The sequence below is a fragment of the Streptomyces sp. NBC_01428 genome, from assembly GCF_036231965.1.
Lineage (GTDB): Bacteria > Actinomycetota > Actinomycetes > Streptomycetales > Streptomycetaceae > Streptomyces.
On the sequence record NZ_CP109499.1, the window covers coordinates 4,813,568 to 4,837,657 of the forward strand.

Genomic DNA, 24,090 nt, shown 5'->3' on the forward strand with positions numbered 1-24,090 from the left:
GGTTCCGGGCCGACGCCTGGACCCGGAGAACCTGGTCATGGAGGCCCCGGTCATGGAGGCCCCAGTCATGGAGACCCCGGTCACGGAGGCCCCGGGTTTGGAGACCCAGGCCACGGAGACCTCGGGCTTGGAGACCCAGGCCACGGAAGCCCGGGAGCGGCAGCCGTGTCCGGCGGCACGGAATCGGCCTACAAGGCCGGTGACGCACTGCCGCCGCTGGAGATCGAGATCACCCGTACGTTGATCGTGGCCGGGGCGATCGCGTCGCGGGACTACCAGGACGTGCACCACGACGTGGAGCTGGCTCGGGAGAAGGGCTCGCCGGACATCTTCATGAACATCCTGACGACCAACGGCCTGGTCGGACGGTACGTGACCGATCACTTCGGCCCGGCTTCCGTACTGCGCGCGGTCGCCATCCGGCTCGGCGCCCCGAACCATCCGGGGGACACCATGGTGATGACGGGCTCGATCGAGAAAGTCGAAGGGGACACGGTCACGGTGCGCGTCCTCGGCACCAACAAGATCGGCCGGCACGTCATGGGCACGGTGACGGTGACCGTTCCAGGTCCGACAACGACGGCACCACCCTCTGCCCTGATCGCTGCCTCCTCCCGTTCCACGCCCGCTGCCCCCTCCTCTCCTTCCGCCTCCGGCAAGGCCCAGGCTGAGGGTGGTGCCTCGTGAGTGTGCGCAGGCGGGACGACCTCGGAGGGCGGGCGGCGATCGTCGGGATCGGGGCCACCGAGTTCTCGAAGGACTCGGGGCGCAGTGAGCTGCGGCTGGCGGTGGAGGCGGTGCGGTCAGCACTGGACGACGCGGGGCTGACGCCGGACGACGTGGACGGGATGGTGACGTTCACGATGGACACCAGCCCGGAGATCACCGTCGCCCAGGCGGCCGGGATCGGGGAGCTGTCCTTCTTCTCCCGCGTCCACTACGGCGGCGGTGCGGCCTGTGCGACCGTCCAGCAGGCGGCGCTCGCGGTGGCGACCGGGGTGGCCGACGTCGTCGTCTGCTACCGGGCGTTCAACGAGCGGTCGGGCCGCAGATTCGGCTCGGGTGTCCAGCGGCGGGAGCCGTCGGCGGAGGGCGCGGCGCTGGGCTGGGCCCTGCCGTTCGGACTGCTCACCCCGGCCTCGTGGGTGGCGATGGCGGCCCAGCGGTATCTGCACACCTACGGTCTGAGCCCGGAGGTGTTCGGGCATGTCGCGGTGACGGACCGGAAGTACGCGGCGACGAACCCGGCGGCGTACTTCCACGGAAGACCGATCACGCTCGCCGAGTACGCGGCGTCCCGGTGGATCGTGGAGCCGTTGCGGTTGCTGGACTGCTGCCAGGAGACCGACGGCGGCCAGGCGCTGGTCGTCACCTCCGTGGAGCGGGCCCGCGATCTGCCCCGTCCGCCGGTGGTCGTCGCGGCCGCCGCGCAGGGGGCCGGCCGGGCACAGGAGCAGATGACGAGCTTCTACCGGGACGATCTCACCGGGCTGCCGGAGATGGGCGTGGTGGCCAGACAGCTGTGGCGGACCGCGGGACTCGGGCCGGCGGAGATCGACGTGGGGATCCTGTACGACCACTTCACCCCGTTCGTGCTGACGCAGTTGGAGGAGTTCGGGTTCTGCAAGCCGGGGGAGGCGGCCGACTTCGTCGCGGAGGAGCGGCTGCCGTTGAACACGCACGGAGGACAGCTCGGGGAGGCGTATCTGCATGGGATGAACGGAGTGGCGGAGGGCGTCCGGCAGCTGCGGGGCACGTCCGTGAACCAGGTGGCCGGAGCCGAACGGGTCCTGGTCACGGCGGGCACGGGGGTCCCCACGTCGGGCCTGATCCTGGCCTCCGACGGCTGAGGGAGGCGTCCGCCCCGGCCTCGCGTCTCAGGGGGATCCAACTGTCTCCCTGCCGCCTCCGGCTGTCTCCCTGCCGCCACTTCTCCCGGCCGTTGTCAGGGGTGAACCCTCAGGGGGTGGTGGGCGCTCGTCCACCTTCAGGAGGTGGGGCCACCCCCCTTCCTACAACCTGAGGCGGACATGGCTTCGGGACCTGCGGCCGATCCGCTGGAGGAGGGGTCGAACCTAGCGTGGAGCCATGACCACACTCGTCTGCACCAGCGCCTCGGACGCCGCCACTCCGGCGACGCAGACCCGTTCGTACCCGTCGTTCTCCTCCTACATGAGGGCGCGCCAGCCGGTGTTGCTGCGGACCGCCCGGTCGCTCACCGCGAACCCGAGCGATGCCGAGGACCTGCTGCAGACGGCACTGACGAAGACGTACGTCGCCTGGGACCGTATCGAGGACCATCGGGCGCTGGACGGCTATGTGCGGCGGGCGCTGCTGAACACGCGGACGTCGCAGTGGCGCAAGCGCAAGGTGGACGAGTTCGCGTGCGACGAGTTGCCGGAGCAGGAGGGGCTGCCCGCGGCGGACCCGGCCGAGCAGCAGGCGTTGCGCGACGCGATGTGGCGGGCGGTCATGAAGCTGCCGGCGCGTCAGCGGGCGATGGTGGTGCTGCGCTACTACGAGGATCTGAGCGAGGTCCAGACGGCGGAGGTGCTCGGCGTCTCCGTCGGCACGGTCAAGTCGGCGGTGTCGCGCGCGCTGGGCAAGATGCGGGAGGACCCGGAGCTGGCCCCCGCCGCCTAGGGCGTCTCCGCGGGCCCGGTCCGGCGGATCCGGCGAGGACGTGGGGTCCGTTCCCGTGCTCCGTACCGTGCCCGAGCAGGGGTGGCGCTGATCGATCATTCCTGCGCCTAGTGACATACCACGCGGTATGTGAGCAGAATCAGCGGAACCCATTACTACCGCGTAGGCAATGTCGCCCCCGGGAGGACGCCGTGCTGAGCACGATGCAGGACGTACCGCTGACTGTGACCCGCATTCTCGTGCACGGGGCGCGGATCCACGGAGAGTCGCAGATCACGACCTGGACCGGAGAGGGCGAGCCGCACCGGCGCAGCTTCCGCGAGGCCGGCGCCCGCGCCAACCAGCTCGCCCACGCCCTGCGCGACGACCTCGGGGTGACGGGCGACGAGCGGGTCGCGACGCTGATGTGGAACAACGCGGAACACGTCGAGGCGTACTACGCGATCCCCTCCATGGGCGCCGTGCTGCACACGCTGAACCTCCGTCTCCCGGCCGAACAGCTCGTGTTCATCGTGCAGCACGCCGCCGACCGCGTGGTCATCGTCAACGGCTCGCTGCTCCCGCTGCTCGCTCCGCTCCTCCCCCACCTGTCGACGCTGGAGCACGTCGTGGTGTCCGGCCCCGGTGACCGTTCGCTGCTCGACGGGGCGAGCGTGCGGGTGCACGAGTACGAGGAACTGCTCGCCGGGAAGCCGACGGAGTACGCGTGGCCGGAGCTGGACGAGCGGCAGGCCGCGGCCATGTGTTACACCTCCGGCACCACCGGAGACCCCAAGGGCGTCGTGTACTCGCACCGTTCGATCTACCTGCACTCCATGCAGGTCAACATGGCGCAGTCGATGGGGCTCACCGACCAGGACACCACGCTGGTCGTGGTCCCGCAGTTCCACGTCAACGCCTGGGGTCTGCCGCACGCGACCTTCATGTCCGGCGTCAACATGCTGATGCCCGACCGTTTCCTCCAGCCCGCGCCGCTCGCCGAGATGATCGAGAGCGAGCGGCCGACGCACGCCGCGGCCGTCCCGACGATCTGGCAGGGTCTGCTCGCCGAGCTCACCGCCAAGCCGCGGGACGTCTCCTCCCTCACCCAGGTGACGATCGGCGGCTCCGCCTGCCCGCCCTCCCTGATGGCCGCCTTCGACGAGCTGGGTATGAGCGTCTGCCACGCCTGGGGTATGACCGAGACCTCCCCGCTCGGCACGGTCGCCCGCCCGCCGGCCCACGCCGTCGGCACGGAGGAGGAGTTCGCGTACCGGCTCACGCAGGGCCGTTTCCCGGCCGGTGTCGAGGCGCGCCTCACCGGCCCGGGCGGCGAACGCCTGCCGTGGGACGGCGAATCGGCCGGCGAGCTGGAGGTCCGCGGCCCCTGGATCGCGGGCGCCTACTACGGCGGTGCCGGCGCGGAACCGCTGCGCCCCGCCGACAAGTTCAGCCCCGACGGCTGGCTCAAGACCGGTGACGTCGGCACGATCAGCCCCGACGGCTTCCTGACCCTCACCGACCGCGCCAAGGACGTCATCAAGTCGGGCGGCGAGTGGATCTCCTCGGTCGACCTGGAGAACGCCCTCATGTCCCACCCGGACGTGGCCGAGGCCGCGGTCGTCGCCGTACCCGACGAGAAGTGGGGGGAGCGCCCGCTGGCCACCGTCGTCCTCAGGGAGGGCTCCACCGCCGACTTCGCGTCGCTGCGCGCCTTCCTCGCCGAGGAGGGCAAGATCGCCAAGTGGCAGCTGCCGGAGCGCTGGACGATCGTCGAGGCCGTGCCGAAGACGAGCGTCGGCAAGTTCGACAAGAAGGTGCTCCGCCGGCAGTACGCCGAGGGAGGCCTGGACGTGACCCGGCTCTGACCGATCGCTCCGGACGCATCGCGACACCTGCGCCGGGCGGGCGCCTCACGGCCCTGCCCGGCGTACCGCTGTCCCGGTCCCGGAGCGGCGAGCGGTCCCCGAGCGGTCCCCGACCTGCTCGGTGCCACCTCCGCGCCGCGGGGTGGGATGTGCACGACGGGATGTGCGCGGGGCGCTAGTTGGTACCGATGCGCGCCAGCAGGTCGACGATCCGGTCCTGGACCTCGTCGCTCGTGGAGCGCTCGGCGAGGAACAGCACGGACTCCCCCGCGGCCAGCCGCGGCAGTTCCGCGGGATCGACGGCGGCGGTGTAGACGACCAGCGGCGTGCGGTTCAACTGTCCGTTCGCCCGTAGCCAGTCGACGATCCCGGCGCGCCGACGACGTACCTGCATCAGATCCATCACCACGAGGTTCGGCCGCATCTGCGCGGCCAGCGTGACGGCGTCCTCGTCCGTCGACGCCCGCGCCACCTGCATCCCGCGCCGCTCCAGCGTCGCGGTGAGGGCGAGCGCGATCTCCGCGTGCTCCTCGATGAGCAGGACGCGCGGCGGATGCTGCTCGGAGTCGCGCGGCGCGAGGGCCTTCAGGAGGACGGCGGGGTCGGCACCGTACGCCGCCTCGCGCGTCGCCTGTCCGAGTCCGGCCGTCACGAGGACGGGCACCTCGGCGGCCACGGCCGCCTGCCGCAGGGACTGGAGGGCCGTGCGCGTGATCGGCCCGGTCAGCGGGTCGACGAACAGCGCGGCGGGGAACGCGGCGATCTGCGCGTCGACCTCCTCGCGCGAATGCACGATGACGGGACGGTAGCCGCGGTCGCTCAGCGCCTGCTGGGTGGTGACGTCCGGCGCCGGCCACACGAGCAGCCGCCGCGGGTTGTCCAGCGGCTCCGGGGGCAACTCGTCGTCCACCGGCCGGGGCTGGGGCTGGTCGGCGACCTCGACGGCACCGCCGGGCCCGTCGAGCGGCTCGGGGCCCTCGGCGGCGTTCTCGTCCGGTGCTCCTATGGCGTACGACCGTCCGGCGCCCTCGGTGGCTCCGGGCCGCCGAGGTCCGGTCCCGGGCTGGCCGGCCTGCTGGGGCGACCGGGTGCCGTTCTCCGGGCGTTCGACGACGGGCTCGGGCGGCGTGCCGAGTTTGCGGCGGCGGCCCGAACCGTTCGTCTGGTGCGGGGGAGGCGTCGGCGCCTGGACACCGCCACCCGGCTGGGCCGCGGCGACCTGGCGGGCGAAGGGGACGCCCTGTCCGAGGGTGCGCACGCTTATGGCACGGCCCTGCGTCGAGTTGGAGTCGGCGGCGGCGGACGCTGCCGACGCCTCGGCGGGCAGCGGCTGCGCGACCCGCGGGGCGGGCCGCTCCGGCGGAAGCGGCGCGGTGGCCGGCTGCGGCGCGGACGGCGCGGCCTGGGCGGCCGGTGCGGCACCGGGAACACCGGGCTGTACGGGGCGACCGGCACCGGGCGCCGGGGTGTTCGCGCCCGAGGTGTCGTCGGCACCGGTGGCGGTGCTCGCGTCGGGCCACGCCTGCGGGGGACGGCCCTGAGCCGGAACGCTGTGAGCGGGTGCCCCCGGCGCGGGAACGCCCGGCGCGGGAACCCCTTGCCCGGGTCCGGCCTGGCCGGGAACGGGCTGCCCCGGAACACCGCGTCCGGGGACCGCCTGCCCCGGTACCTGCTGCGCGGGAACACCCTGCGCCGGAACACCCTGTGCCGGGATGCCCTGCCCAGGAGCCCCAGGAGCCCCGGAAGGCTCAAGAGCCCCAGGAACGCCGGGCGTTCCCGTCGGCCCCGTCGTCCCAACCGTCGTTCCAGTCGTCATCCCCGTAGTCGTTCCCGTCGGAGCGACCGGCTGACCGGGCCGGCCCGGCGTCTCGATCTGGCGGGCGCGACGGCGGCCCGGGCCGGATACGGGATGCGGCTGCGGCGGGGTGTGGTCGTCGTCGGCGCCGGCGTGCGGCACCGCGTCGTGGCGGCCGTCGTCGGCCTGACCGTGACCGGGCCCGACCGGGCCGGCGGCCTGCTGGGCCCGGGCGACCTGGGCCTGCGCCTCCTGGGCGGCGTGCGCCTGGAGTGCCTGGACCTGCGCCGCCTGTGCCTGGACGGCCTGGGCCTGGGCGGCCTGCGCCTGCGCCTCGGCCTGGACGTACTCCGGCGAACGGTCCGCCTCCGCGGGCGGCAGCGCGAACACCGTACGGGCGCCCGTCTCCTGTGCCGCGGCCCGTTCGGCTGCCGCGGCCAGCGCACGACGGCGCCGTCCGGTCGGCTCCGCGTCCGGGGCGTCGTCGTCCGGACCGGCCGGACCCGTGCTCCCGGCCCCTGCCTGCGCACCGGCGGCGGCCGGCAACGCGGCGGGAAGTGCCTGCTGTTCACCGTCGCGGCGGGCGCGTCGTCCGGAGGGCACCGGCACCCCCTGCGGAGGCACCGTCCCGCCCAGTCCCGACCCGATGGCCGCCGTTCCCGCGCCGTGCTCGCCCGCCATGACGACCGCGCCCTCGGAGACGGCGTCGTCCGCGCCCGGAACCGCCGCGTCGCCCGCGCCCTCGGTCGGACTCGGCCGGCCACGACGGCGCCCGGTACCGCCCGAGCCCTCACCGGCCGCCTCGGCCGCGGTCCCCTGCGCGGGCACCGGAACCTCGCCGACCACGGGCTCGCCCGCCGCGCGCCGACGGCGCCGACCGGTGGGAACCGCCCCGCCGGCCCCGGTGCTGTCCCCGGACTGCGTGTCGGACTCGGCGGTGGCGTCGCCGTCCAGGAAGGCGTCGACCGAAGAGCGCCGGGCCCGTCGCCGGCCGCCGCTCTGCTGCGCGGCCTGCTCGGGCAGCGCGACCTCGGTGGAGACCGGCGGCCCGATCACGGGCGCGACCGCTCCGGCGCCGCCCCCGATCGGCACTTCGAGGACGAAGGCGCTGCCGCTCATCCCCGGCACCTCGTGGGTCTGGAGCACGCCGCCGTGGGCGCGCACGATCCCGCGCACGATCGGCTCGTGCACCGGGTCGCCCCCGGCGTACGGCCCGCGCACCTCGATCCGGACGACCTCGCCGCGCTGCGCCGCCGCCACGACCACGGTGTTGTCCATGTAACCGCCCGCCGAGACGGGCGCGTTGCCCGTGGCGTCGACTCCGGCGACATCCGCGATGAGGTGGGCGAGGGCGCGCGCGAGCCGCTGCGGGTCGACCTCGGCCTCGATGGGCGGCGCGTGCACGGCGAACTGGACGCGTCCGGGCCCGATCAGGTCGACGGCCCCGTCGACACCGGCCGCGACCACGGCGTCGAGCATGACGTTCGTACGGGCGATGGTCTCGTCGCCGGCGTCGAGGCGCTGGTAGCCGAGCACGTTGTCGACGAGCGTGGTGATCCGCGAGTAGCCGGCCGCGAGGTGGTGGAGCACCTGGTTGGCCTCCGGCCACAGCTGCCCGGCGTCGTCGGCCGCGAGCTTGGAGAGTTCGCCGCGCAGCTGGTCGAGCGGTCCGCGCAGCGACTGGTCGAGGACGGCGAGCAACTGCTCGTGCCGGGCGGTCAGTGCCTCGTAGCGGTCCTTCTCCCGCTCACCGAGGGACGCGTACCGCTCGTCCCCCGCGGCGAGTTCCTCCTCGTGCCGCTCGGTCAGCTCGGTGACCTCGGCCGTGTGCCGCTCGCGCAGGGCCTCCAGTTCGGCGGCGTGCTCCTCGCCGATCCGCTCCAGTTCCTCGGTGTGCCGGGTGGCCGCGGCGTCCTTCTCCTCGACGAGGGTGTCGTACGGCCGCCGGTCGGTGAAGGTCATGACGGCGCCGACGAGCTGGTCCCCGTCGCGTACCGGAGAGGTCGTCAGGTCGACCGGCACCTGGGCGCCGGACTTCGACCACAGCACCTGGCCGCGCACCCGGTGCTTGCGTCCGGAGCGCAGGGTGTCGGCGAGCGGCGACTCGGGATAGGGGAAGGGCTCGCCGTCGGCCCGCGAGTGCAGGATCAGGGCGTGCAGGTCCTTGCCGCCGAGGTCGCTGGCGCGGTAGCCGAGGATCTGGGCGGCGGCGGGGTTGACGAGGACGACCCGGCCCTCGGTGTCGGTCCCGACGACACCCTCGGCCGCGGCGCGCAGGATCATCTCGGTCTGGCGCTGCGAACGGGCGAGTTCCGCCTCGGTGTCGACGGTGCCCGAGAGGTCGCGGACGACGAGCATGAGCAGTTCGTCGGGGGTCGGGCCGTAGCTGTCGTAGGCCTGCTGGCCGTCCTCCAGGTTCGCGCTGGTGACCTCGACCGGGAACTCCGAGCCGTCGGTGCGCCGCGCGATCATCCGGGTCGGCTTGGTGCGGCCGCGCTGGTCGATGGTGTCGGGCCGCCGCATGGATCCGGGGATCAGCCGGGAGTCGAACTCGGGCAGCAGGTCCAGGAGCCCACGGCCCACCAGTGCCGTACCCGGGGTCTCGAAGGCCTCCAGGGCGATGGTGTTGGCGTTGACGACGGTTCCGTTGGCGTTGACCAGCAGCAACGCGTCGGGAAGGGCATCCAGTATGGCTGCGAGGCGAGCAGCGCCTCGGGATGGCCTGCTGCTCACGAGACGCTTCCTCCCTGTTACCGCACCTTGCCGACCGCGGATGCCATCTTGCCAACCTGCCCGCGGCGTGTCACGCGACGGAGTCTACGGGCAGAGGTCCCGCCGACGGTGCCGGATGAGAGGGAGGTCGCACGCAGAACACACGCAGAAGCGACGAAGAAGCTGTGACCACGTGTTTTCGCCCAACCGGGCGGTGACTCCCCGCGCGGCCGCCCTGTCCGGTCCGCCGACGGGTCAGGACATCAGGTCGGGCAGGAACGGGACCATGCTGTTCCAGCGGGAGATCTCGCACCCGTTCGTCCGGTCGTAGCGGGCGTCGACGGGCCGTCCCGCCCAGGTGCCCGTGACGTGCGCGGTGGCCGGGCCGCCGTACTGCAGGGTGCAGAGGGCGTTCGGCCGTACGGGGGCGAAGAGGTCCTTGCCCCAGGTGGTGTTCCCGTCGAGCAGGTCGCAGGCCTCGGCGGGCCGCGGGTGACTCCCGCCCGCGGGATGACAGTCCAGCTCGTACGTGCCGTCCGCGCCGTTCCCCGCGTCCTGGACCGTCACCGTCAGCCGGTCCCCGGAGTCCTCGGGGCGGGCCGGCGGTGGCGTGGCGGCGGGCTCCATTCCACCGCGTGCGGCGGTGTAGAGAGAGGACAGGCCGACGGGAGCGGCGGCCAGGGGTGCGGAGGACGCGGTGGGGAGCGGGGATGCGGCCGGCGGGGGTGCGGGGGTACCGGCCGATGCGCTGGGCACGGCGGTGAGCGCGGCGGTGGCGGACACGGCGGCGGTGAGGAGCAGTCGGCGCAACATGTGCTGCCTAACGCGACGCGTCCTCGCTGGTTGCGCGCGGTCGCGCGCCGGTGGCGGGCTTTGCCCTCCGGCCTGCCTGCCTAGTACCGTAGGGGGCGATTGGTGACGCGGCGCTCGTCTGTGTCATCATCTGCACGCACCACTCGCGCTCGCGTGAGCGGTTGTGCGGGAGGCGTCGCCTAGTCCGGTCTATGGCGCCGCACTGCTAATGCGGTTTGGGCCTTCAAGCCCATCGAGGGTTCAAATCCCTCCGCCTCCGCGCGAAGATCCGAAGCCCCGGTCCAGTGGACCGGGGCTTCGTCGTTCCCGGGCCGCCTCGAACCGCCCAGAACGGCGTTTTCGCAGCTCACAAGGGGTGAGGCAAACGGATTTCACATGGCGGCGGCAGTCATGTAATGTTCTTCCTGTCGCCGCGAGCGGGGGAAAACCCCGGGAAGCGAAGGCAGAAGGACAACAAAACAAGCACTCGTAGCTTAACGGATAGAGCATCTGACTACGGATCAGAAGGTTGCAGGTTCGAATCCTGCCGAGTGCACACAGATCGAAGGCCCCGCCGGGTGAACCGGCGGGGCCTTCGGCGTTGGTCATGACATCGACGCCGGTGTGGTCCCGGAGCGGGTGTCGATGTCATGTCGGTCGGGTCGGGCGCCAGTTGGCGGCTCGCGGTCCGGGGGTGTGGCCCGGGATGCCGCGAGGTGGCAGCGAAGGCCTCGGGGTGTCAGCCGCAACTGCACCCGGCCGGGGTCTCGTCGGGCGTCCGCGCGGTGCAGCATCCGTCGCCCGCCGCGCCGGGGTCGGCGCTCTTGCCGAGGGTGTCGGCGTCCGCCTTGACCACGTAGACCTCCCAGGGCTCCTGTCCCGGGCCGTGGACCCACACCTTGTCCTGGAGGGCGTAGCAGCAGGAGGTGTCGTTCTCCTCGAAGGTGGCCAGGCCGGCGTCCTTGAGGCGGGTGGTGGCCGCGGTGACCTGGTCGGTGGACGCGACCTCGACGCCCAGGTGGTCGAGCCGGGTCTCCTGGCCTGGCTCGCCCTCGATGAGGACGAGCTTGAGCGGCGGCTCGGTGATCGCGAAGTTGGCGTAGCCCGCACGCCGTTTGGCGGGCTCGGTGCCGAAGAGCTTCGAGTAGAAGGCGATCGAGGCTTCCAGGTCGCTGACGCGCAGGGCCAACTGGGCACGGGACATGGCCGGACTCCCATCCGCTTGTATTGATGACTGTCGATATAACCTTGCGCGCTGGATCGAAAAACGTCAACATAGAAGCATGTCGAAACAAGAGCTCGTGGTGATCGGGCAGGACGACCCGTCCGCGGCCTGCTGCCCCGGCCTCGCGACCGCCCCTCTGGACGAGGAGCAGGCGGCCGGGCCGGCGAGGGCCTTCAAGGCCCTCGGTGATCCGGTCCGCCTGCGCCTGCTGTCGATGATCGCTTCGAGGGCGGGCGGCGAGGTCTGCGTGTGTGACCTGACCCCGGCCTTCGACCTGTCCCAGCCGACGATCTCGCACCACCTCAAACTGCTGCGGCAGGCGGGGCTGATCGACTGCGAACGCCGCGGCACGTGGGTGTACTACTGGGTGCTCCCCGCCGCCCTCGGCCGGCTCTCCGCGTTCCTGGCCACCGTGCGGGCCCCCGAGGCCACCGCGTGAGCGCGCGGCTGGGGCGGCGGGTCCTCGCCGAGGCCGTCGGCTCGGCCGCGCTGGTCGCCGTGGTGGTCGGCGCGGGGATCCAGGCCACCGAACTGACCCCGGACAACGGGGTGCGGCTGCTGGCCGACTCCCTCGCCACGGTCTTCGGGCTGGGTGTGCTGATCGCCCTGCTCGGGCCGGTCTCCGGCGCGCACTTCAACCCCGTCGTCACCCTCGCGGTCTGGGTCACCGAGCGCGGTTCCGCCGAGGGACTGAGCGGCCGGGAGGTGGCCGCCCGGGTGCCCGCCCAGACCGTCGGGGCGATCGGCGGCGCGGTGCTGGCCGACGCCATGTTCGCCCGCCCGCTCGTCCACTGGTCCACGCACGACCGCTCCGCCGGCCATCTGTGGCTGGGCGAACTCGTCGCGACGGCCGGTCTGGTCCTGCTGGTCCTCGGGCTGGGGCGGACCGGACGTGCTCACCTCGCTCCGGTGGCCGTGGCGTCGTACATCGGCGCGGCGTACTGGTTCACGTCCTCGACGTCCTTCGCCAACCCGGCCGTCACGGTCGGCCGGGCGTTCACCGACACCTTCGCGGGCATCGCGCCCGCCTCCGTGCTGCCCTTCGTGGTGGCCCAACTGGCCGGCGCCGTACTCGGGCTGGCGCTGGCCCGGGCCCTGTTCGGACGCCCTCAGCCGGTGCGAACGCGTGTCCCTCCCGGCCGGAGCGCTCCCGAACCGGCCGCACCCTCGCCCTCCTGACCCGTCTCCGCCGAGAAGGACACCCGCCATGACGACCCCCGCCGACCGTCCGTCCGTCCTGTTCGTCTGCGTCCACAACGCCGGCCGCTCCCAGATGGCCGCGGCCTTCCTCACCCACCTCGCCGGGGATCGCGTCCAGGTGCGTTCCGCCGGGTCCGCGCCCGCCGACACGGTCAACCCGGCCGTTGTGGAGGCGATGTCGGAGTCCGGGATCGACATCGCCGCCGAGGTGCCCAAGGTGCTCACGACGGATGCCGTCCGGTCGTCCGACGTGGTCGTCACGATGGGCTGCGGCGACAGTTGCCCGGTCTTCCCCGGCAAGCGCTACCTCGACTGGCGGCTTCCCGATCCGGCCGGGCAGGGAGTCGCCTCCGTGCGCCCCATCCGCGACGCGATCGAACAGCGGGTCCGCGGACTGATCGACGAGATCGTCCCGCCCGGCCGCGCGTGACGCCGCCGGCCGGAGTCCGCGGTCGAGGGGCGAAGGCCGGGTCGTGGCGCGTCCGGTGGGCTTGGCGTACGGGCCGACGGCCGCCGCCGCCGTTCGCGGGCGAACGCGGCGGCGACGGCCGTGGGTGCGAGACGGGTCCGGGCTCCCCTCCCGTCTCCGGCTCGCACCGATCGTCCTCACCACCCACCCGGGCGTGCGGGAGTGCATCCCGGACTCCAAAAAGGCAGGAGAGGACGAGGGCCGGGAGCTGCGTCGTCGGTGATGCGGCCCCGGCCGTTCACAGTGGTCGGACGGTCACGAGGACCCGGGGGCCGGGGGCCTGAAGACAGGGAGGCGTCGCCGTCACCGGTCGGAACCGGGATGCGACGGGCCCTGGTGCGTGCAGCGTATACCGGGCCCCATGGCGGCAGCGCGCGTGTTTCGGCCGATGTGGGCGGGGGTCCACGGGCAGGGGCGTGCTGCTGAGGGGGCGGTGGGGGCCTGTGTCCACCTGTCCGGAGTGCCGCGGGCGGAGGATCCGCGGCCGGCGGTCCCCGGCGCTCGCGCGCGGGTGGCCTGAACCGTCCCGGCGCGCGAACTCCCCACGCCCCTAAGCGCCGTTGGCGGTCGCCGTGTGCCGGATCGCCTCCTCCATCGTGGTGAGGACCTCGAAGTGCGGGCCGAGTCCGGCGGCCCTGAGGATCCGCAGGTGCCAGGGCCGGACACACACCAGCGCCAGCCGGCCCTCGCGTTCGATGACCCGGCGCCGGGTCCGGCAGAGCACACCGAGTGCCGAGCAGTCGAGGAACTCCACCGGCCGCAGGTCCACGACCACCCGGGAGCCCCGGTAGGCGCTCGCGGCGTCCGTGTGCACCCGGATGTCGGGGATGACGTTCAGGTCGACGGTGCCGTGCAGCTCCACCACCGTCACTCCCCGGTCGAGACGGCTGCGCGCGTTCGGGCCCGGTGGCGGGAGGGGCCCCAGGGGCGCCGCGCCTCCGAGCGGGGTGGCGTCCGTGTGCCTGTCCTTGATGCCCATGGCGTTCCTCATACGAGATCCCTGGCGGGAGCTGTGGCCGTCGGAACGTCACCGGGGGCAGGGGCGACGCCCGACCACCGTAGAAACATCGAGGGAGGAAGAAACGCCCAGACGCCCGATGTGTCACCCGTGTGGGTGAACGGCGCTTGCGTCCGGGCGGTGACACCCCATGGTCGCCTCGCCCCTGTTGGTCCGATCCGGTCGATGTCAGTGCCGGGCTCTACTGTCGGTGGGGTGCGGCAGGTGTGGGCGTGTTCGGGGTTGCGGTGGTCGGCTGACGGGCCGGTGCTCGTGTGGAGCGGTGGGCGGGAGAGCCCGCTGGTCCGCGGGCGGCGCGTGGCGTTCGGGGTCGTGGATGGGGGTGTGCGGACATGCGTCGGTGCCAGGGGGAACGCGTGTGCCGTGCGCGCCGTCGTCTCCGCGCGCGGTACGGGCGCGCGCTGCGAGGACTGCGCCCGCCTGGACCGGGCGCACTCCGTGGCCGCCGACACGATGGCCGACGACCCGCGGCCTTACCGCGTGTATCTGGCGTGGTTCGGACCGGGCCTGGTGAAGGTGGGGATCACGCGGGTCGAGCGGGGTTCCGCACGGCTTCTGGAGCAGGGGGCCGTCACCTTCAGCTGGCTGGGGCAGGGGCCGTTGATGGCGGCGCGACGGGCCGAGGAGTTGCTGCGGGCCGCGCTCAGGGTGCCGGACCGGATTCCGTACACCGCCAAGCGGGCGGTGCGGGCCACCCTGCCGGGGCCCGAGGAGCGGATCGCCGGCATCGGAGAGCTGCACGCACGGGTGGGGCTGCTCGACGACTGGCCCGAGTCCCTCCGCCGCGAGCCCTTCGAACCCGTCGACCACACGGACGTGTTCGGGCTCGACGGCATGCCCCCCGCACAGGGGGTCGTCGGTGAGCTGGTGGCGGGAGGGGCGATCAGCGGTGAACTGTGCGGTGCCGCGGGGCCCGATCTGCACCTGGCGACCGGGCGCGGAGTCCTCGTCCTCGACACCCGGCTGCTGACCGGATGGGAGCTGACCGGCGCCACGGAGGAGAGCGGTGTACGGGCCTTCCCCGTACGGGAGTTGCCCGTGGAGGCGGTGGTCCAGGACGGGCTCTTCTGAGGGACTGGTCCGGTCGCCCGGGTTCCGACCGGGGCCTGACGGACGTCGCGTCCGTGGGCCGGCCCCGTGGGGGAAGTGCTGGACGCCGGGGGACCGGCGGACGGAGAGTGGCGGACATGAGCGATCACTCTGACGTACCCGCCGGGCCACAGCCGGCAGAGCGGGCGCCCGCCCCGGCAGTGGTGCCCGGTGAGGCCGCGGAGGTCCGCGCGTTCTGGCAGGGACTTGGGCTGCCCGGACTCGTGGACGTCCACACGCACTTCATGCCCGAGCGGGTCCTGCGCAAGGTCTGGGACTACTTCGACCGCGTCGGGGAGCTGACCGGCGGCGTCGAGTGGCCCATCACCTACCGCGCCGACGAGGACGAACGGCTCGCGCTGATCAGGGAGTTCGGGGTCCGCGCCTTCACCGCGATGCTCTACCCGCACAAGGCCGGCATGGCCGAGTGGCTCAACTCCTGGGCCGTCGACTTCGCGCGCCGCACCCCGGACTGCCTGCACACCTCGACCTTCTTCCCCGAGCCGGGCGTCGACCGGTACGTGCGCGAGGCGGTCGAGGCGGGCGCACGCGTCTTCAAGGCCCATGTGCAGGTGGGGGCGTACGACCCGGGGGACGAACTCCTCGACCCGGTCTGGGGGACACTCGCCGAGGCGGGCATACCCGTGGTGATCCACTGCGGATCGGGCCCCTCGCCCGGCAAGCACACGGGACCCGGCCCGGTCGCCGGCGTCCTCGCCCGCCATCCCCGGCTGCGGCTCGTCGTCGCGCACCTCGGCATGCCCGAGTACGAGGACTTCCTCGCCCTCGCCGAGCGGTACGACGAGGTGCGGCTCGACACGACGATGGCGTTCACGGACTTCAGCGAGCGGCTCGCGCCGTTCCCCGCCGGACTGCTGCCCCGCCTCGCCGACCTCGGCGACCGGGTCCTCCTCGGCACCGACTTCCCGAACATCCCCTACCCCTATGTCCACCAACTGCGCGCCCTGGAACGGCTCGGCCTGGGGGACGACTGGCTGCGCGCGGTCTGCCACGGGAACGGGGCGCGGCTGTTCGGGCTGTGAGGCGCCGGGACGTGCCGGCGGGCCCCGGGAAATCCACGAAGGTAAGAGCGGCACATGACCTTTCCAGGAGGTTCCTGAGAGGCGCCTGTGCGTTTCTCAGATAAATCACAGGTTGCCGAAAGGATGCTCTCAGCGGCACCGGCCAAGGTGTCCGCTATGACCACGACCTCGCCCCAGGGGCGCACCGAACTGCTGAGGCCGGACGGGAGCCCCGTCCGCGTGCTGGTGGTGGACGACGAGCTGTCGATCACCGAGCTGCTGTCCATGGCCCTCCGCTACGAGGGCTGGCAGATCCGCAGCGCGGGCGACGGGACGGGCGCGGTGCAGACCGCGCGCGAGTTCCGGCCCGACGCCGTCGTCCTCGACATGATGCTGCCGGACATGGACGGGCTGGCCGTCCTCGGGCGCCTGCGCCGGGACATGCCGGACGTGCCGGTGCTGTTCCTGACCGCGAAGGACGCGGTCGAGGACCGGATCGCGGGGCTCACCGCCGGCGGCGACGACTACGTCACCAAGCCGTTCAGTCTCGAAGAGGTCGTGGCCCGGCTGCGTGGACTCATACGACGTGCGGGTGCCTCGGACCGGCGCTCCGAGTCCGTGCTCGTCGTCGGGGACCTCACGCTCGACGAGGACAGCCACGAGGTGTCCCGGGGCGGCGCCAACATCCACCTCACGGCGACCGAGTTCGAGCTGCTGCGGTTCCTGATGCGCAACCCGCGCCGGGTGCTGAGCAAGGCGCAGATCCTCGACCGTGTGTGGTCCTACGACTTCGGCGGCCAGGCCAACGTGGTCGAGCTCTACATCTCGTACCTGCGCCGCAAGATCGACGCCGGGCGCGAGCCGATGATCCACACCCGGCGTGGGGCCGGCTACCTGATCAAGCCCGCCGCGTCATGAGTGGACGACGACGGCCGCGGACGCAGGGGAGGCGAGGACAGCCGCGCACTCTGCGGACGCGGCTCGTCGTCGCGTCCGTCGCGCTGATCGCCGTCGTGTGCGCCGTGATCGGCACGGTGACGACGATCGCGCTGCGCTCCCATCTGTACGACCAGCTGAACGGCAACGTGGCCCAGATGGCCATGCGCGCGGCCGGGGGCCCGCTGGGCGACCTGCCGGGCGGTGGCGGCAGTCCGAGGCCGCCGGGCGACGACGGCATCGTCAAGGATCCCCTGGACTTCGTCACCCGGGGCCAGGCCATCGGCGCCATCGGCGCCATCGTGAAGAACGGCGACGTCACCCAAGGCGTCGTCAGCGTCGGGAAGAAGGACTCCAGCGGCGCCGAGCAGCCCACTACGGTCAAGCTCGGCGACAGCCAACTGGCCGCCCTCGCCTCCGTGGCCAAGGACGGCAAGCCGCACACCGTGGAGGTCCCGGGCCGCGGCGCGTACCAGGCGCAGTACAAGAACGGCCCGCACGGCGCCTTCTACGTGGCCCTGCCGACCAAGGACGTCACCAACACCCTCACCACACTGATCTACGTCGAGATCAGCGTGACCGCCGCGGGCCTCGTGGCGGCCTCCCTCGCCGGAGCGGCCATCGTCACGCTGGCCCTCCGCCCCCTCCGCAAGGTCGCGGCCACCGCCACCCGGGTCTCCGAACTCCGCCTGCACACCGGGGAGGTCACGCTCTACGAGCGGGTGCCGGAGTCGGAGTCCGATCCGCACACCGAGGTCGGGCAGGTCGGGGCGGCGCTCAACCGGATGCTCGACCACGTCCACGGAGCGCTGCACGCGCGCCAGCAGAGCGAGACGCGCGTACGGCAGTTCGTCGCGGACGCCAGTCACGAGCTGCGCACCCCGCTCGCCTCCATCCGCGGATACGCCGAACTCACCCGGCGCGGCCGGGAGGAGACCGGGCCCGACACCCGGCACGCGCTCGGGCGGATCGAGTCCGAGGCCGGGCGGATGACGCTGCTCGTGGAGGACCTGCTGCTCCTCGCGCGGCTCGACGCCGGACGGCCCCTCGAGTACGAGCAGACCGACCTCGTCCCGCTGGTGATCGATGCCGTGAGCGACGCGCGGGCGGCCGGGCGGGACCACTACTGGCGGCTCGAACTGCCCGAGGAGCCCGCGCTGGTGGCGGCGGACGCCGCACGGCTGCAACAGGTCATGGTCAACCTCTTCGCGAACGCCCGGACGCACACCCCGTCGGGCACGACCGTCACCGCGCGGGTGCACCGGCACGGGCCGTGGCTGTGCGTCGACGTCCAGGACGACGGGCCCGGCATCCCCGGCGACCTGCTGCCCCGCGTCTTCGAGCGGTTCGCGCGCGGCGACTCCTCGCGCTCCCGGGCCTCCGGCTCCACCGGTCTCGGGCTCGCGATCGTGCAGGCCGTGGCGGCGGCGCACGGGGGCGCGGTGACCGTGGACAGCGTCCCCGGCAGGACCGTGTTCACCCTGCACCTGCCCGCGTCCGCACCCGAAACGACGTGGCAACAGCACTCACAGGCACAGCACAGCGCCACCACATGGGCACAACAGGGCGCGTGACGACAGTCGTTCCATGCGAACCGACTCTTCTCCCGGCGACCTGCCGGCGCGGGAGCATCTCCCGGCCACAGACGCCGGTACGCCTGTCCTGGACGTAGTGATCCCCGTCTACAACGAGGAGAAGGACCTCCAGCCCTGTGTGCTCAGACTCCACGAGCACCTCAAGCGCACGTTCCCGTACGCGTTCCGCATCACGGTGGCGGACAACGCGTCGACGGACACCACCCCGCAGGTGGCGGCGCGGCTGGCGGCCCGGCTCCCGGAGGTCGTCTCCCGCCGGCTGGAGCAGAAGGGCCGCGGCCGGGCGCTGCGGACCGTGTGGTCGGCGTCCGACGCGCCGGTCCTCGCGTACATGGACGTCGACCTGTCCACCGATCTGAACGCCCTGCTGCCGCTGGTGGCGCCGCTGATCTCCGGACACTCGGACCTCGCGATCGGTTCGCGGCTCGCCCGCTCCTCGCGGGTGGTGCGCGGCGCCAAGCGGGAGTTCATCAGCCGCTCGTACAACCTGATCCTGCGCGGCTCGCTCCAGGCCCGTTTCTCGGACGCGCAGTGCGGGTTCAAGGCGATCCGCCGTGACGTCGCCCAGGTGCTGCTGCCCCTGGTCGAGGACTCCGGCTGGTTCTTCGACACCGAGATGCTCGTGCTGGCCGAACGGGCCGGGCTGCGCATCCACGAGGTGCCGGTCGACTGGGTCGACGACCCGGACTCGACCGTCCACATCGTCAGGACCGCGACGGACGACCTGAAGGGAGTGTGGCGGGTGGGACGCGCCCTCGCCGGCGGATCGCTCTCGCTCGACCGGCTCGCCCGGCCCTTCGGGGACGATCCGCGCGACCGCGAACTGACCGACGTGCCCAAGGGGCTGGCCCGCCAGCTCGTCGGCTTCTGTGTCGTGGGCGGCCTGTCCACGCTCTTCTACCTGCTGCTCTACAGCGGCTTCCGCTCCTTCTCCGGGTCCCAGATCGCCAACGCGCTCGCGCTGCTCGTCTCCGCCGTCGCCAACACCGCGGCCAACCGGCGGCTGACCTTCGGGGTCCGCGGCCGGGGCGGCGCCGTCCGCCACCAGGCGCAGGGGCTGGTCGTCTTCGGTATCGGGCTCGTCCTGACCAGCGGATCCCTCGCCGCCCTGAACGCGGCGACGAACGATCCCGCGCACGCGACCGAACTGGCCGTCCTGATCGCCGCGAACCTCGCCGCGACCGTCCTGCGGTTCCTGCTCTTCCGCGCCTGGGTCTTCCCGGACCGGCACGACGAGCCGTCGACGTCGCCGTCGACGTCGACGCCGGCACCGTCGCCGGTGGTGGCCTCGCACCGGCCGGGCGGACACGCCGCACATCCGGCGGCGCCCCACCCGATGCCCGTACGGCCCGGCCCGCCGGCGTACCGGCCGCTGCCGCAGCGGCCGACGGCGCCCGCGACCCCGTCCTCCCCCACCCAGGCCGCGACCTCGTACGACACGGCTCCGTTCCGCGCCGGTGACGCCGCGGACCAGGGCTGGGGGGACTCGACCATGCAGATGCAGGCAGTGCGCCCGCACGACCACGACCCGAGGAACGCGCGATGACGACGCAGCCCGACACGAGTACCGGGAACGGTACGGGCACGAGCGGTGCCGGAGACCCGAGTCCCGGCACGGACGCCCGGTTCGCCACCAGCCCCGCCCCCTCCTGGGGCCCGCCCGCCCCCACGCTCCCGTCCGAGCCGGTCCGCCCCGCGGCCGCGCCCGGAGCCGGTGAGCCCGCACGGCCGTTCCTCCACCGTGCCTGGCGGGGCAGGCCCGAGGACCCGCGCTGGGCGCGCCCCGCGTTCCTCGCCCTGCTGCTCGCCACCACGGTGCTGTACCTGTACGGCCTGAGCGCCTCCGGGTACGCCAACTCCTTCTACTCCGCGGCGGTCCAGGCGGGCAGCCAGAGCTGGAAGGCGTTCTTCTTCGGCTCGCTCGACTCGGCCAACGCCATCACCGTCGACAAGCCCCCGGCCTCGCTGTGGCCGATGGCCCTGTCGGTTCGGATCTTCGGTCTCAGCTCGTGGGCGATCCTCGTCCCCGAGGTGCTCATGGGCGTGGCGACGGTCGGCGTCCTGTACGCCGCCCTGCGCCGCCGGTTCGGCCCGGCCGCGGGCCTGATCGCGGGCGCGGTGCTCGCGCTCACTCCCGTCGCCGCCCTGATGTTCCGGTTCAACAACCCGGACGCGATGCTCGCGCTGCTCATGACCGTCACGGTCTACTGCGTGATCCGGGGTCTGGAGGACGGCCGGACGAAGTGGCTCGTCTGGGCGGGCGTCGCGGTCGGCTTCGCGTTCCTCGCCAAGACGCTCCAGGCGTTCCTGATCCTGCCGCCGCTGGCCGTGCTGTACGCGGTGTGCGCGCCGGTGAGCCTGCGGAAGCGGTTCGCGCAGATCGGCCTCTCGGCGGGGGCGATGGTCGTCGCGGGCGGCTGGTGGGTCGCGATCGTCGAGCTGTGGCCCGCGTCCTCGCGCCCCTACATCGGCGGCTCGCAGAACAACTCCTTCCTGGAGCTGACCTTCGGCTACAACGGGCTCGGCCGGATCAACGGCGACGAGACCGGCAGCGTCGGCGGCGGTGGCGGCGGGGGCGGCACCGGGCAGTGGGGCGAGACCGGCTGGAACCGGATGTTCAACTCCGAGATCGGCAGCCAGATCTCCTGGCTGCTCCCGGCGGCCCTGATCCTGCTGGTGGCGGGCCTCGTCCTCACCCGGAAGGCGAAGCGGACCGACCTGACCCGCGGGTCGTTCCTCGCGTGGGGCGGCGCGCTGCTGATGACCGTGCTCGTCTTCAGCTACATGGCCGGCATCTTCCACCAGTACTACACGGTGGCGCTGGCCCCCTACATCGCGGCCGTCGTGGGCATGGGCGCGACGGTGCTGTGGGAGGAGCGCGGCAAGGTGTGGGCGTCGCTCACCCTGGCCGGGGCGGCCACCGCGTCCGCGGCCTGGGGGTACGTCCTCCTCGACCGCACCTCCGACTACCTGCCCTGGCTCAAGTGGCTCGTCCTCGTCGGCGGTCTGACCGGCGCCCTCGGTCTGATCTTCGTGACGCGGCTCGGCCGCCGGCTGGCGCTCGCGGCGGCGGCGCTGAGCTGCGCGGCCGCGATCGCGGGCCCGACCGCGTACACGCTCTCCACGGTGAACACCGGGCATTCGGGTTCCATCGTGACGGCCGGTCCGTCCGGGGCGAGCACGATGGGCGGACCCGGCGGCGGTGGCGGCATGCGCGGCGGCTTCCCCGGCGGCGGCCAGAACCAGCAGAACGGCGACGGTGCCCAGAACGGGCAGCAGGGTGGCGGCACGGGCGGGCCCCCGACGGGCGGCACCGGCGGTTTCCCCGGCCAGAACCAGCAGGGCAACGGGAACACGCAGGGCAACGGCGGTACCCGGGGCGGGAACCAGCAGGGCGGCATGCCCGGCGGTGGCCCGGGTGAGGGCGGCATGGGCGGAGGCGGTGGCGCGGGCGGTCTGCTGAACGGCGCGAACGTCGGCTCCGCGGCCAAGGCGCTGCTGTCGAAGAACGCCGGCGACTACACGTGGGCGGCGGCGGCCATCGGCTCCCAGAACTCGGCGAGTTACCAGCTCGCCACGGGCAAGCCCGTGATGGCGATCGGCGGCTTCAACGGCACCGACCCGTCGCCGACCCTGGCCCAGTTCAAGAAGTACGTGACCGACGGGAAGATCCACTACTTCATCTCGGGCGGCGGTATGGGTGGCGGCGGGGGCGCGAGCTCCTCGGCCTCGTCCCGGATCAGCTCCTGGGTCACGGCCAACTTCAAGAAGGTGACGGTGGGTTCGGCCACCTTCTACGACCTGACGCAGCCGACGAGCAGCAGCTGATCCCTCGACCGACGGAACGCCCCGCGGGGCGGCAGGCGGTGGCCCGGAGCGAACCCGCTCCGGGCCACCGCCCGTTCGCACGGGTCGAGAACGGTGGCGGTCCGGCTCCGGGACGCCTGTCCTGGACCGGCTCCGGGGCAGGCGGCGGACCGGCTCGGGGCGGGCGGCGAGCGGGCCGTTCCAGCGGCGGGCGCCCCCGATAAACCGCGTTGTACGCCGTATAGCGACTGTTCTACGGTGTACGGCATGTCAATCTCGTCCCCTCCCCAAGGGCACCCCCAGCGCTGGCTGATCCTCGGGGTCATCTGTCTCGCCCAGCTCACCGTGCTGCTCGACAACACCGTCCTGAACGTCGCCATCCCCTCCCTCACCCGCGAGCTGGGCGCGGCGACCTCCGACATCCAGTGGATGATCAACGCGTACTCGCTGGTGCAGTCGGGACTGCTGCTCACCGCGGGCAGCGCCGCCGACCGCTACGGCCGCAAGAAGATGCTGGTCAGCGGACTCGCCCTGTTCGGGGTCGGCTCGCTGGTGGCCGGACTCGCCGACTCCACGGGCCAGTTGATCGCCGCGCGGGCCGGCATGGGCGTGGGCGGGGCGCTGCTGCTCACCACCACCCTCGCCGTCGCCATGCAGATCTTCACCCCGGACGAGCACCCGAAGGCGATCGGCATCTGGAGCGCGGTCAACGCGGTGGGCTTCGCCGCGGGGCCGCTGATCGGCGGCTTCGTGCTGAACCACTTCTGGTGGGGGGCGATCTTCCTCATCAACCTGCCCGTCGCGGCACTCGGTCTCGTCGCGGTGATCGTGCTCGTCCCCGAGTCGAAGGCCGCGCCGCGCGTCACCGCCGTCTCCGGGTCCCCGGGCGAAGCGCGGCGCGCGGACCGGCCGGACATCGTCGGCGCCCTCCTCTCGACGGTCGGCATGACCGCCCTGGTGTTCGCGATCATCTCGGGCCCCGAGCACGGGTGGACATCGGCGCGGGTGGCGGCCACGGCCGCGCTCGCCGTGGTCGTCCTCGGCGCCTTCGCCGCCTGGGAGAGCCGGATCCCGTACCCCATGCTCGACCTGCAGTTCTTCCGCAACCAGCGGTTCACCGGTGCCGTCGCGGGCGCCGTCCTCATCACGTTCGGGATGGGCGGTGCGCTGTTCCTGCTGACCCAGCACCTCCAGTTCGTGCTCGGTTACGGGCCGTTGGAGGCGGGCCTGCGGACCGCGCCGCTCGCGCTCGCCGTCGTCGCGCTGAACTTCTCCGGACTGTCGGCCCGCTGGACCGCGCGGCTCAGCACGCCCCTCTCCATAGTGATCGGCATGACGCTGATGTCCGCGGGCCTGGTGTCGATCGCCACGCTCACCGGCCACGGATACGCCGGGACACTCGCCGGACTGCTCCTCATCGGCGCGGGCTGCGCGGTGGCCAATCCCGCGATGGCGCACGCCATCATGAGCGCCATCCCGCGCGAGAAGGCGGGCGTCGGCGCCGGGATCAACGGCACGCTCGCCGAGTTCGGCAACGGGCTGGGCGTGGCCGTGCTCGGCGCGGTGCTCAACTCGCGGTTCGCGGCGCTGGTTCCGGTGGCCGCGGCCTCGCTGCCCGCCGCGCTCGCCTCCGCCGGGTCGGCCGAGGAACGCGGGCGGATCACCGACGCGTTCTCCTCGGGCCTGGAGACCAGCCAGCTGGTGGGCGCCGTCGCCGTGCTGCTCGGAGGACTCCTCGCTGCCGCGTTGCTGCGGCGGGCCGAGAGGGCGGACTCCGCCGTGGCGGTCACCGTGTGAGGGCGGACGAGTCCGCGCCCAGGCGTTTCGGCGGCTGCCCGCAGGACACATCGGACAGAGACGGCTCGGTGGTGACCGTCGAGCGCCGTCGAGCGCCCGCTTAGCATCGTCAGGGTGACGGACCGGGGAGCCTCCGGTCCGTG

At 72.8% G+C, this 24,090-nt stretch carries 18 protein-coding genes and 2 tRNA genes; 16 read left to right on the forward strand and 4 right to left on the reverse strand.

Going from position 1 to position 24,090, the window contains the following annotated elements; translation table 11 throughout:
- Nucleotides 1-165 precede the first annotated feature (165 nt).
- The 4 genes from OG406_RS20880 (at nt 166) to OG406_RS20895 (ending at nt 4,490) form a co-directional block, all read left to right on the forward strand.
- A complete protein-coding gene (locus tag OG406_RS20880) occupies nt 166-687 on the forward strand; it encodes a MaoC family dehydratase (protein WP_329187150.1) in 522 nt (173 codons plus the stop codon).
- Nucleotides 684-1,850, forward strand: coding sequence for a lipid-transfer protein (locus OG406_RS20885; RefSeq protein WP_329187152.1), 1,167 nt, complete (start codon nt 684-686; stop codon nt 1,848-1,850). Before OG406_RS20880 ends, OG406_RS20885 begins: the two co-directional genes overlap by 4 nt.
- 238 nt (nt 1,851-2,088) lie before the next feature.
- Nucleotides 2,089-2,643 (forward strand): SigE family RNA polymerase sigma factor, encoded by a 555-nt coding sequence (locus OG406_RS20890; RefSeq protein WP_164372636.1) that lies wholly within the window; start codon nt 2,089-2,091, stop codon nt 2,641-2,643.
- A gap of 203 nt (nt 2,644-2,846) precedes the next feature.
- Entirely contained in the window at nt 2,847-4,490 is a 1,644-nt protein-coding gene (locus OG406_RS20895; RefSeq protein WP_164372973.1) for a long-chain fatty acid--CoA ligase, read from the forward strand.
- A gap of 175 nt (nt 4,491-4,665) precedes the next feature.
- Here OG406_RS20895 and OG406_RS20900 read toward each other — a convergent pair whose 3' ends face one another.
- Both OG406_RS20900 and OG406_RS20905 read right to left on the reverse strand, forming a co-directional pair.
- On the reverse strand, nt 4,666-9,018 hold the full coding sequence (locus OG406_RS20900) for a PAS domain-containing protein (protein WP_329187154.1): 4,353 nt from the start codon (nt 9,016-9,018) through the stop codon (nt 4,666-4,668).
- Nucleotides 9,019-9,252: 234 nt separating this feature from the next.
- Nucleotides 9,253-9,810, reverse strand: coding sequence for an SSI family serine proteinase inhibitor (locus OG406_RS20905; protein WP_329187156.1), 558 nt, complete (start codon nt 9,808-9,810; stop codon nt 9,253-9,255).
- Between the two features lie 168 nt (nt 9,811-9,978).
- Between OG406_RS20905 and OG406_RS20910 the strand changes: the two genes are divergently transcribed.
- Together OG406_RS20910 and OG406_RS20915 are read left to right on the forward strand one after the other, a co-directional pair.
- Nucleotides 9,979-10,069 (forward strand) — tRNA-Ser (locus OG406_RS20910).
- Nucleotides 10,070-10,272: 203 nt separating this feature from the next.
- A tRNA-Arg gene (locus OG406_RS20915) sits at nt 10,273-10,345 on the forward strand.
- A gap of 183 nt (nt 10,346-10,528) precedes the next feature.
- Here the strand turns inward: OG406_RS20915 and OG406_RS20920 are convergent.
- The gene (locus OG406_RS20920) at nt 10,529-10,993 is read right to left on the reverse strand and encodes an ArsI/CadI family heavy metal resistance metalloenzyme (RefSeq protein ID WP_329187158.1); all 465 of its coding nucleotides are present in this window, start codon (nt 10,991-10,993) and stop codon (nt 10,529-10,531) included.
- Nucleotides 10,994-11,072: 79 nt separating this feature from the next.
- On the opposite strand from OG406_RS20920, the gene OG406_RS20925 reads away from it, so the two are divergent.
- Genes OG406_RS20925 through OG406_RS20935 form a run of 3 tightly spaced genes read left to right on the forward strand, consistent with a single transcriptional unit; the run spans nt 11,073 to nt 12,644 of the window.
- Nucleotides 11,073-11,453 (forward strand): ArsR/SmtB family transcription factor, encoded by a 381-nt coding sequence (locus OG406_RS20925; RefSeq protein ID WP_329187160.1) that lies wholly within the window; start codon nt 11,073-11,075, stop codon nt 11,451-11,453.
- Nucleotides 11,450-12,193, forward strand: coding sequence for an aquaporin (locus OG406_RS20930; RefSeq protein ID WP_329187161.1), 744 nt, complete (start codon nt 11,450-11,452; stop codon nt 12,191-12,193). Before OG406_RS20925 ends, OG406_RS20930 begins: the two co-directional genes overlap by 4 nt.
- Nucleotides 12,194-12,221: 28 nt before the next feature.
- A complete protein-coding gene (locus OG406_RS20935) occupies nt 12,222-12,644 on the forward strand; it encodes an arsenate reductase ArsC (RefSeq protein ID WP_329187163.1) in 423 nt (140 codons plus the stop codon).
- A 589-nt stretch (nt 12,645-13,233) separates the two neighbouring features.
- Here the strand turns inward: OG406_RS20935 and OG406_RS20940 are convergent.
- A complete protein-coding gene (locus OG406_RS20940; protein ID WP_329187164.1) occupies nt 13,234-13,674 on the reverse strand; it encodes an STAS domain-containing protein in 441 nt (146 codons plus the stop codon).
- Between the two features lie 222 nt (nt 13,675-13,896).
- On the opposite strand from OG406_RS20940, the gene OG406_RS20945 reads away from it, so the two are divergent.
- The 7 genes from OG406_RS20945 (at nt 13,897) to OG406_RS20975 (ending at nt 23,947) form a co-directional block, all read left to right on the forward strand.
- Nucleotides 13,897-14,772, forward strand: a complete 876-nt coding sequence (locus OG406_RS20945; protein ID WP_329187166.1) for a DUF2797 domain-containing protein — start codon at nt 13,897-13,899, stop codon at nt 14,770-14,772.
- A 116-nt stretch (nt 14,773-14,888) separates the two neighbouring features.
- Nucleotides 14,889-15,833, forward strand: coding sequence for an amidohydrolase family protein (locus OG406_RS20950; protein WP_329187168.1), 945 nt, complete (start codon nt 14,889-14,891; stop codon nt 15,831-15,833).
- 156 nt (nt 15,834-15,989) lie between these two features.
- Nucleotides 15,990-16,730, forward strand: coding sequence for a response regulator transcription factor (locus tag OG406_RS20955; protein WP_179165267.1), 741 nt, complete (start codon nt 15,990-15,992; stop codon nt 16,728-16,730).
- Nucleotides 16,727-18,322: a sensor histidine kinase gene (locus tag OG406_RS20960; protein ID WP_329187171.1), complete on the forward strand. Its 1,596-nt coding sequence runs from the start codon at nt 16,727-16,729 to the stop codon at nt 18,320-18,322. Before OG406_RS20955 ends, OG406_RS20960 begins: the two co-directional genes overlap by 4 nt.
- Nucleotides 18,323-18,335: 13 nt before the next feature.
- On the forward strand, nt 18,336-19,889 hold the full coding sequence (locus OG406_RS20965) for a bifunctional glycosyltransferase family 2/GtrA family protein (RefSeq protein ID WP_329187173.1): 1,554 nt from the start codon (nt 18,336-18,338) through the stop codon (nt 19,887-19,889).
- Nucleotides 19,886-22,171 (forward strand): ArnT family glycosyltransferase, encoded by a 2,286-nt coding sequence (locus OG406_RS20970; RefSeq protein WP_329187175.1) that lies wholly within the window; start codon nt 19,886-19,888, stop codon nt 22,169-22,171. Before OG406_RS20965 ends, OG406_RS20970 begins: the two co-directional genes overlap by 4 nt.
- A 246-nt stretch (nt 22,172-22,417) precedes the next feature.
- Complete coding sequence (locus OG406_RS20975; protein WP_329187176.1) at nt 22,418-23,947, forward strand: MFS transporter; 1,530 nt, start codon at nt 22,418-22,420, stop codon at nt 23,945-23,947.
- Nucleotides 23,948-24,090: the final 143 nt, after the last annotated feature.

What these genes read in the sequence shown, in the direction of transcription:
- OG406_RS20905 (WP_329187156.1), bottom strand. Translation starts at nt 9,810, where the DNA reads ATGTTGCGCCGACTGCTCCTCACCGCCGCCGTGTCCGCCACCGCCGCG.
- OG406_RS20895 (WP_164372973.1), top strand. Translation starts at nt 2,847, where the DNA reads ATGCAGGACGTACCGCTGACTGTGACCCGCATTCTCGTGCACGGGGCG.
- OG406_RS20960 (WP_329187171.1), top strand. Translation starts at nt 16,727, where the DNA reads ATGAGTGGACGACGACGGCCGCGGACGCAGGGGAGGCGAGGACAGCCG.
- OG406_RS20935 (WP_329187163.1), top strand. Translation starts at nt 12,222, where the DNA reads ATGACGACCCCCGCCGACCGTCCGTCCGTCCTGTTCGTCTGCGTCCAC.
- OG406_RS20890 (WP_164372636.1), top strand. Translation starts at nt 2,089, where the DNA reads ATGACCACACTCGTCTGCACCAGCGCCTCGGACGCCGCCACTCCGGCG.
- OG406_RS20970 (WP_329187175.1), top strand. Translation starts at nt 19,886, where the DNA reads ATGACGACGCAGCCCGACACGAGTACCGGGAACGGTACGGGCACGAGC.
- OG406_RS20975 (WP_329187176.1), top strand. Translation starts at nt 22,418, where the DNA reads ATGTCAATCTCGTCCCCTCCCCAAGGGCACCCCCAGCGCTGGCTGATC.
- OG406_RS20940 (WP_329187164.1), bottom strand. Translation starts at nt 13,674, where the DNA reads ATGAGGAACGCCATGGGCATCAAGGACAGGCACACGGACGCCACCCCG.
- OG406_RS20955 (WP_179165267.1), top strand. Translation starts at nt 15,990, where the DNA reads ATGACCACGACCTCGCCCCAGGGGCGCACCGAACTGCTGAGGCCGGAC.
- OG406_RS20925 (WP_329187160.1), top strand. Translation starts at nt 11,073, where the DNA reads ATGTCGAAACAAGAGCTCGTGGTGATCGGGCAGGACGACCCGTCCGCG.
- OG406_RS20965 (WP_329187173.1), top strand. Translation starts at nt 18,336, where the DNA reads ATGCGAACCGACTCTTCTCCCGGCGACCTGCCGGCGCGGGAGCATCTC.
- OG406_RS20950 (WP_329187168.1), top strand. Translation starts at nt 14,889, where the DNA reads ATGAGCGATCACTCTGACGTACCCGCCGGGCCACAGCCGGCAGAGCGG.
- OG406_RS20920 (WP_329187158.1), bottom strand. Translation starts at nt 10,993, where the DNA reads ATGTCCCGTGCCCAGTTGGCCCTGCGCGTCAGCGACCTGGAAGCCTCG.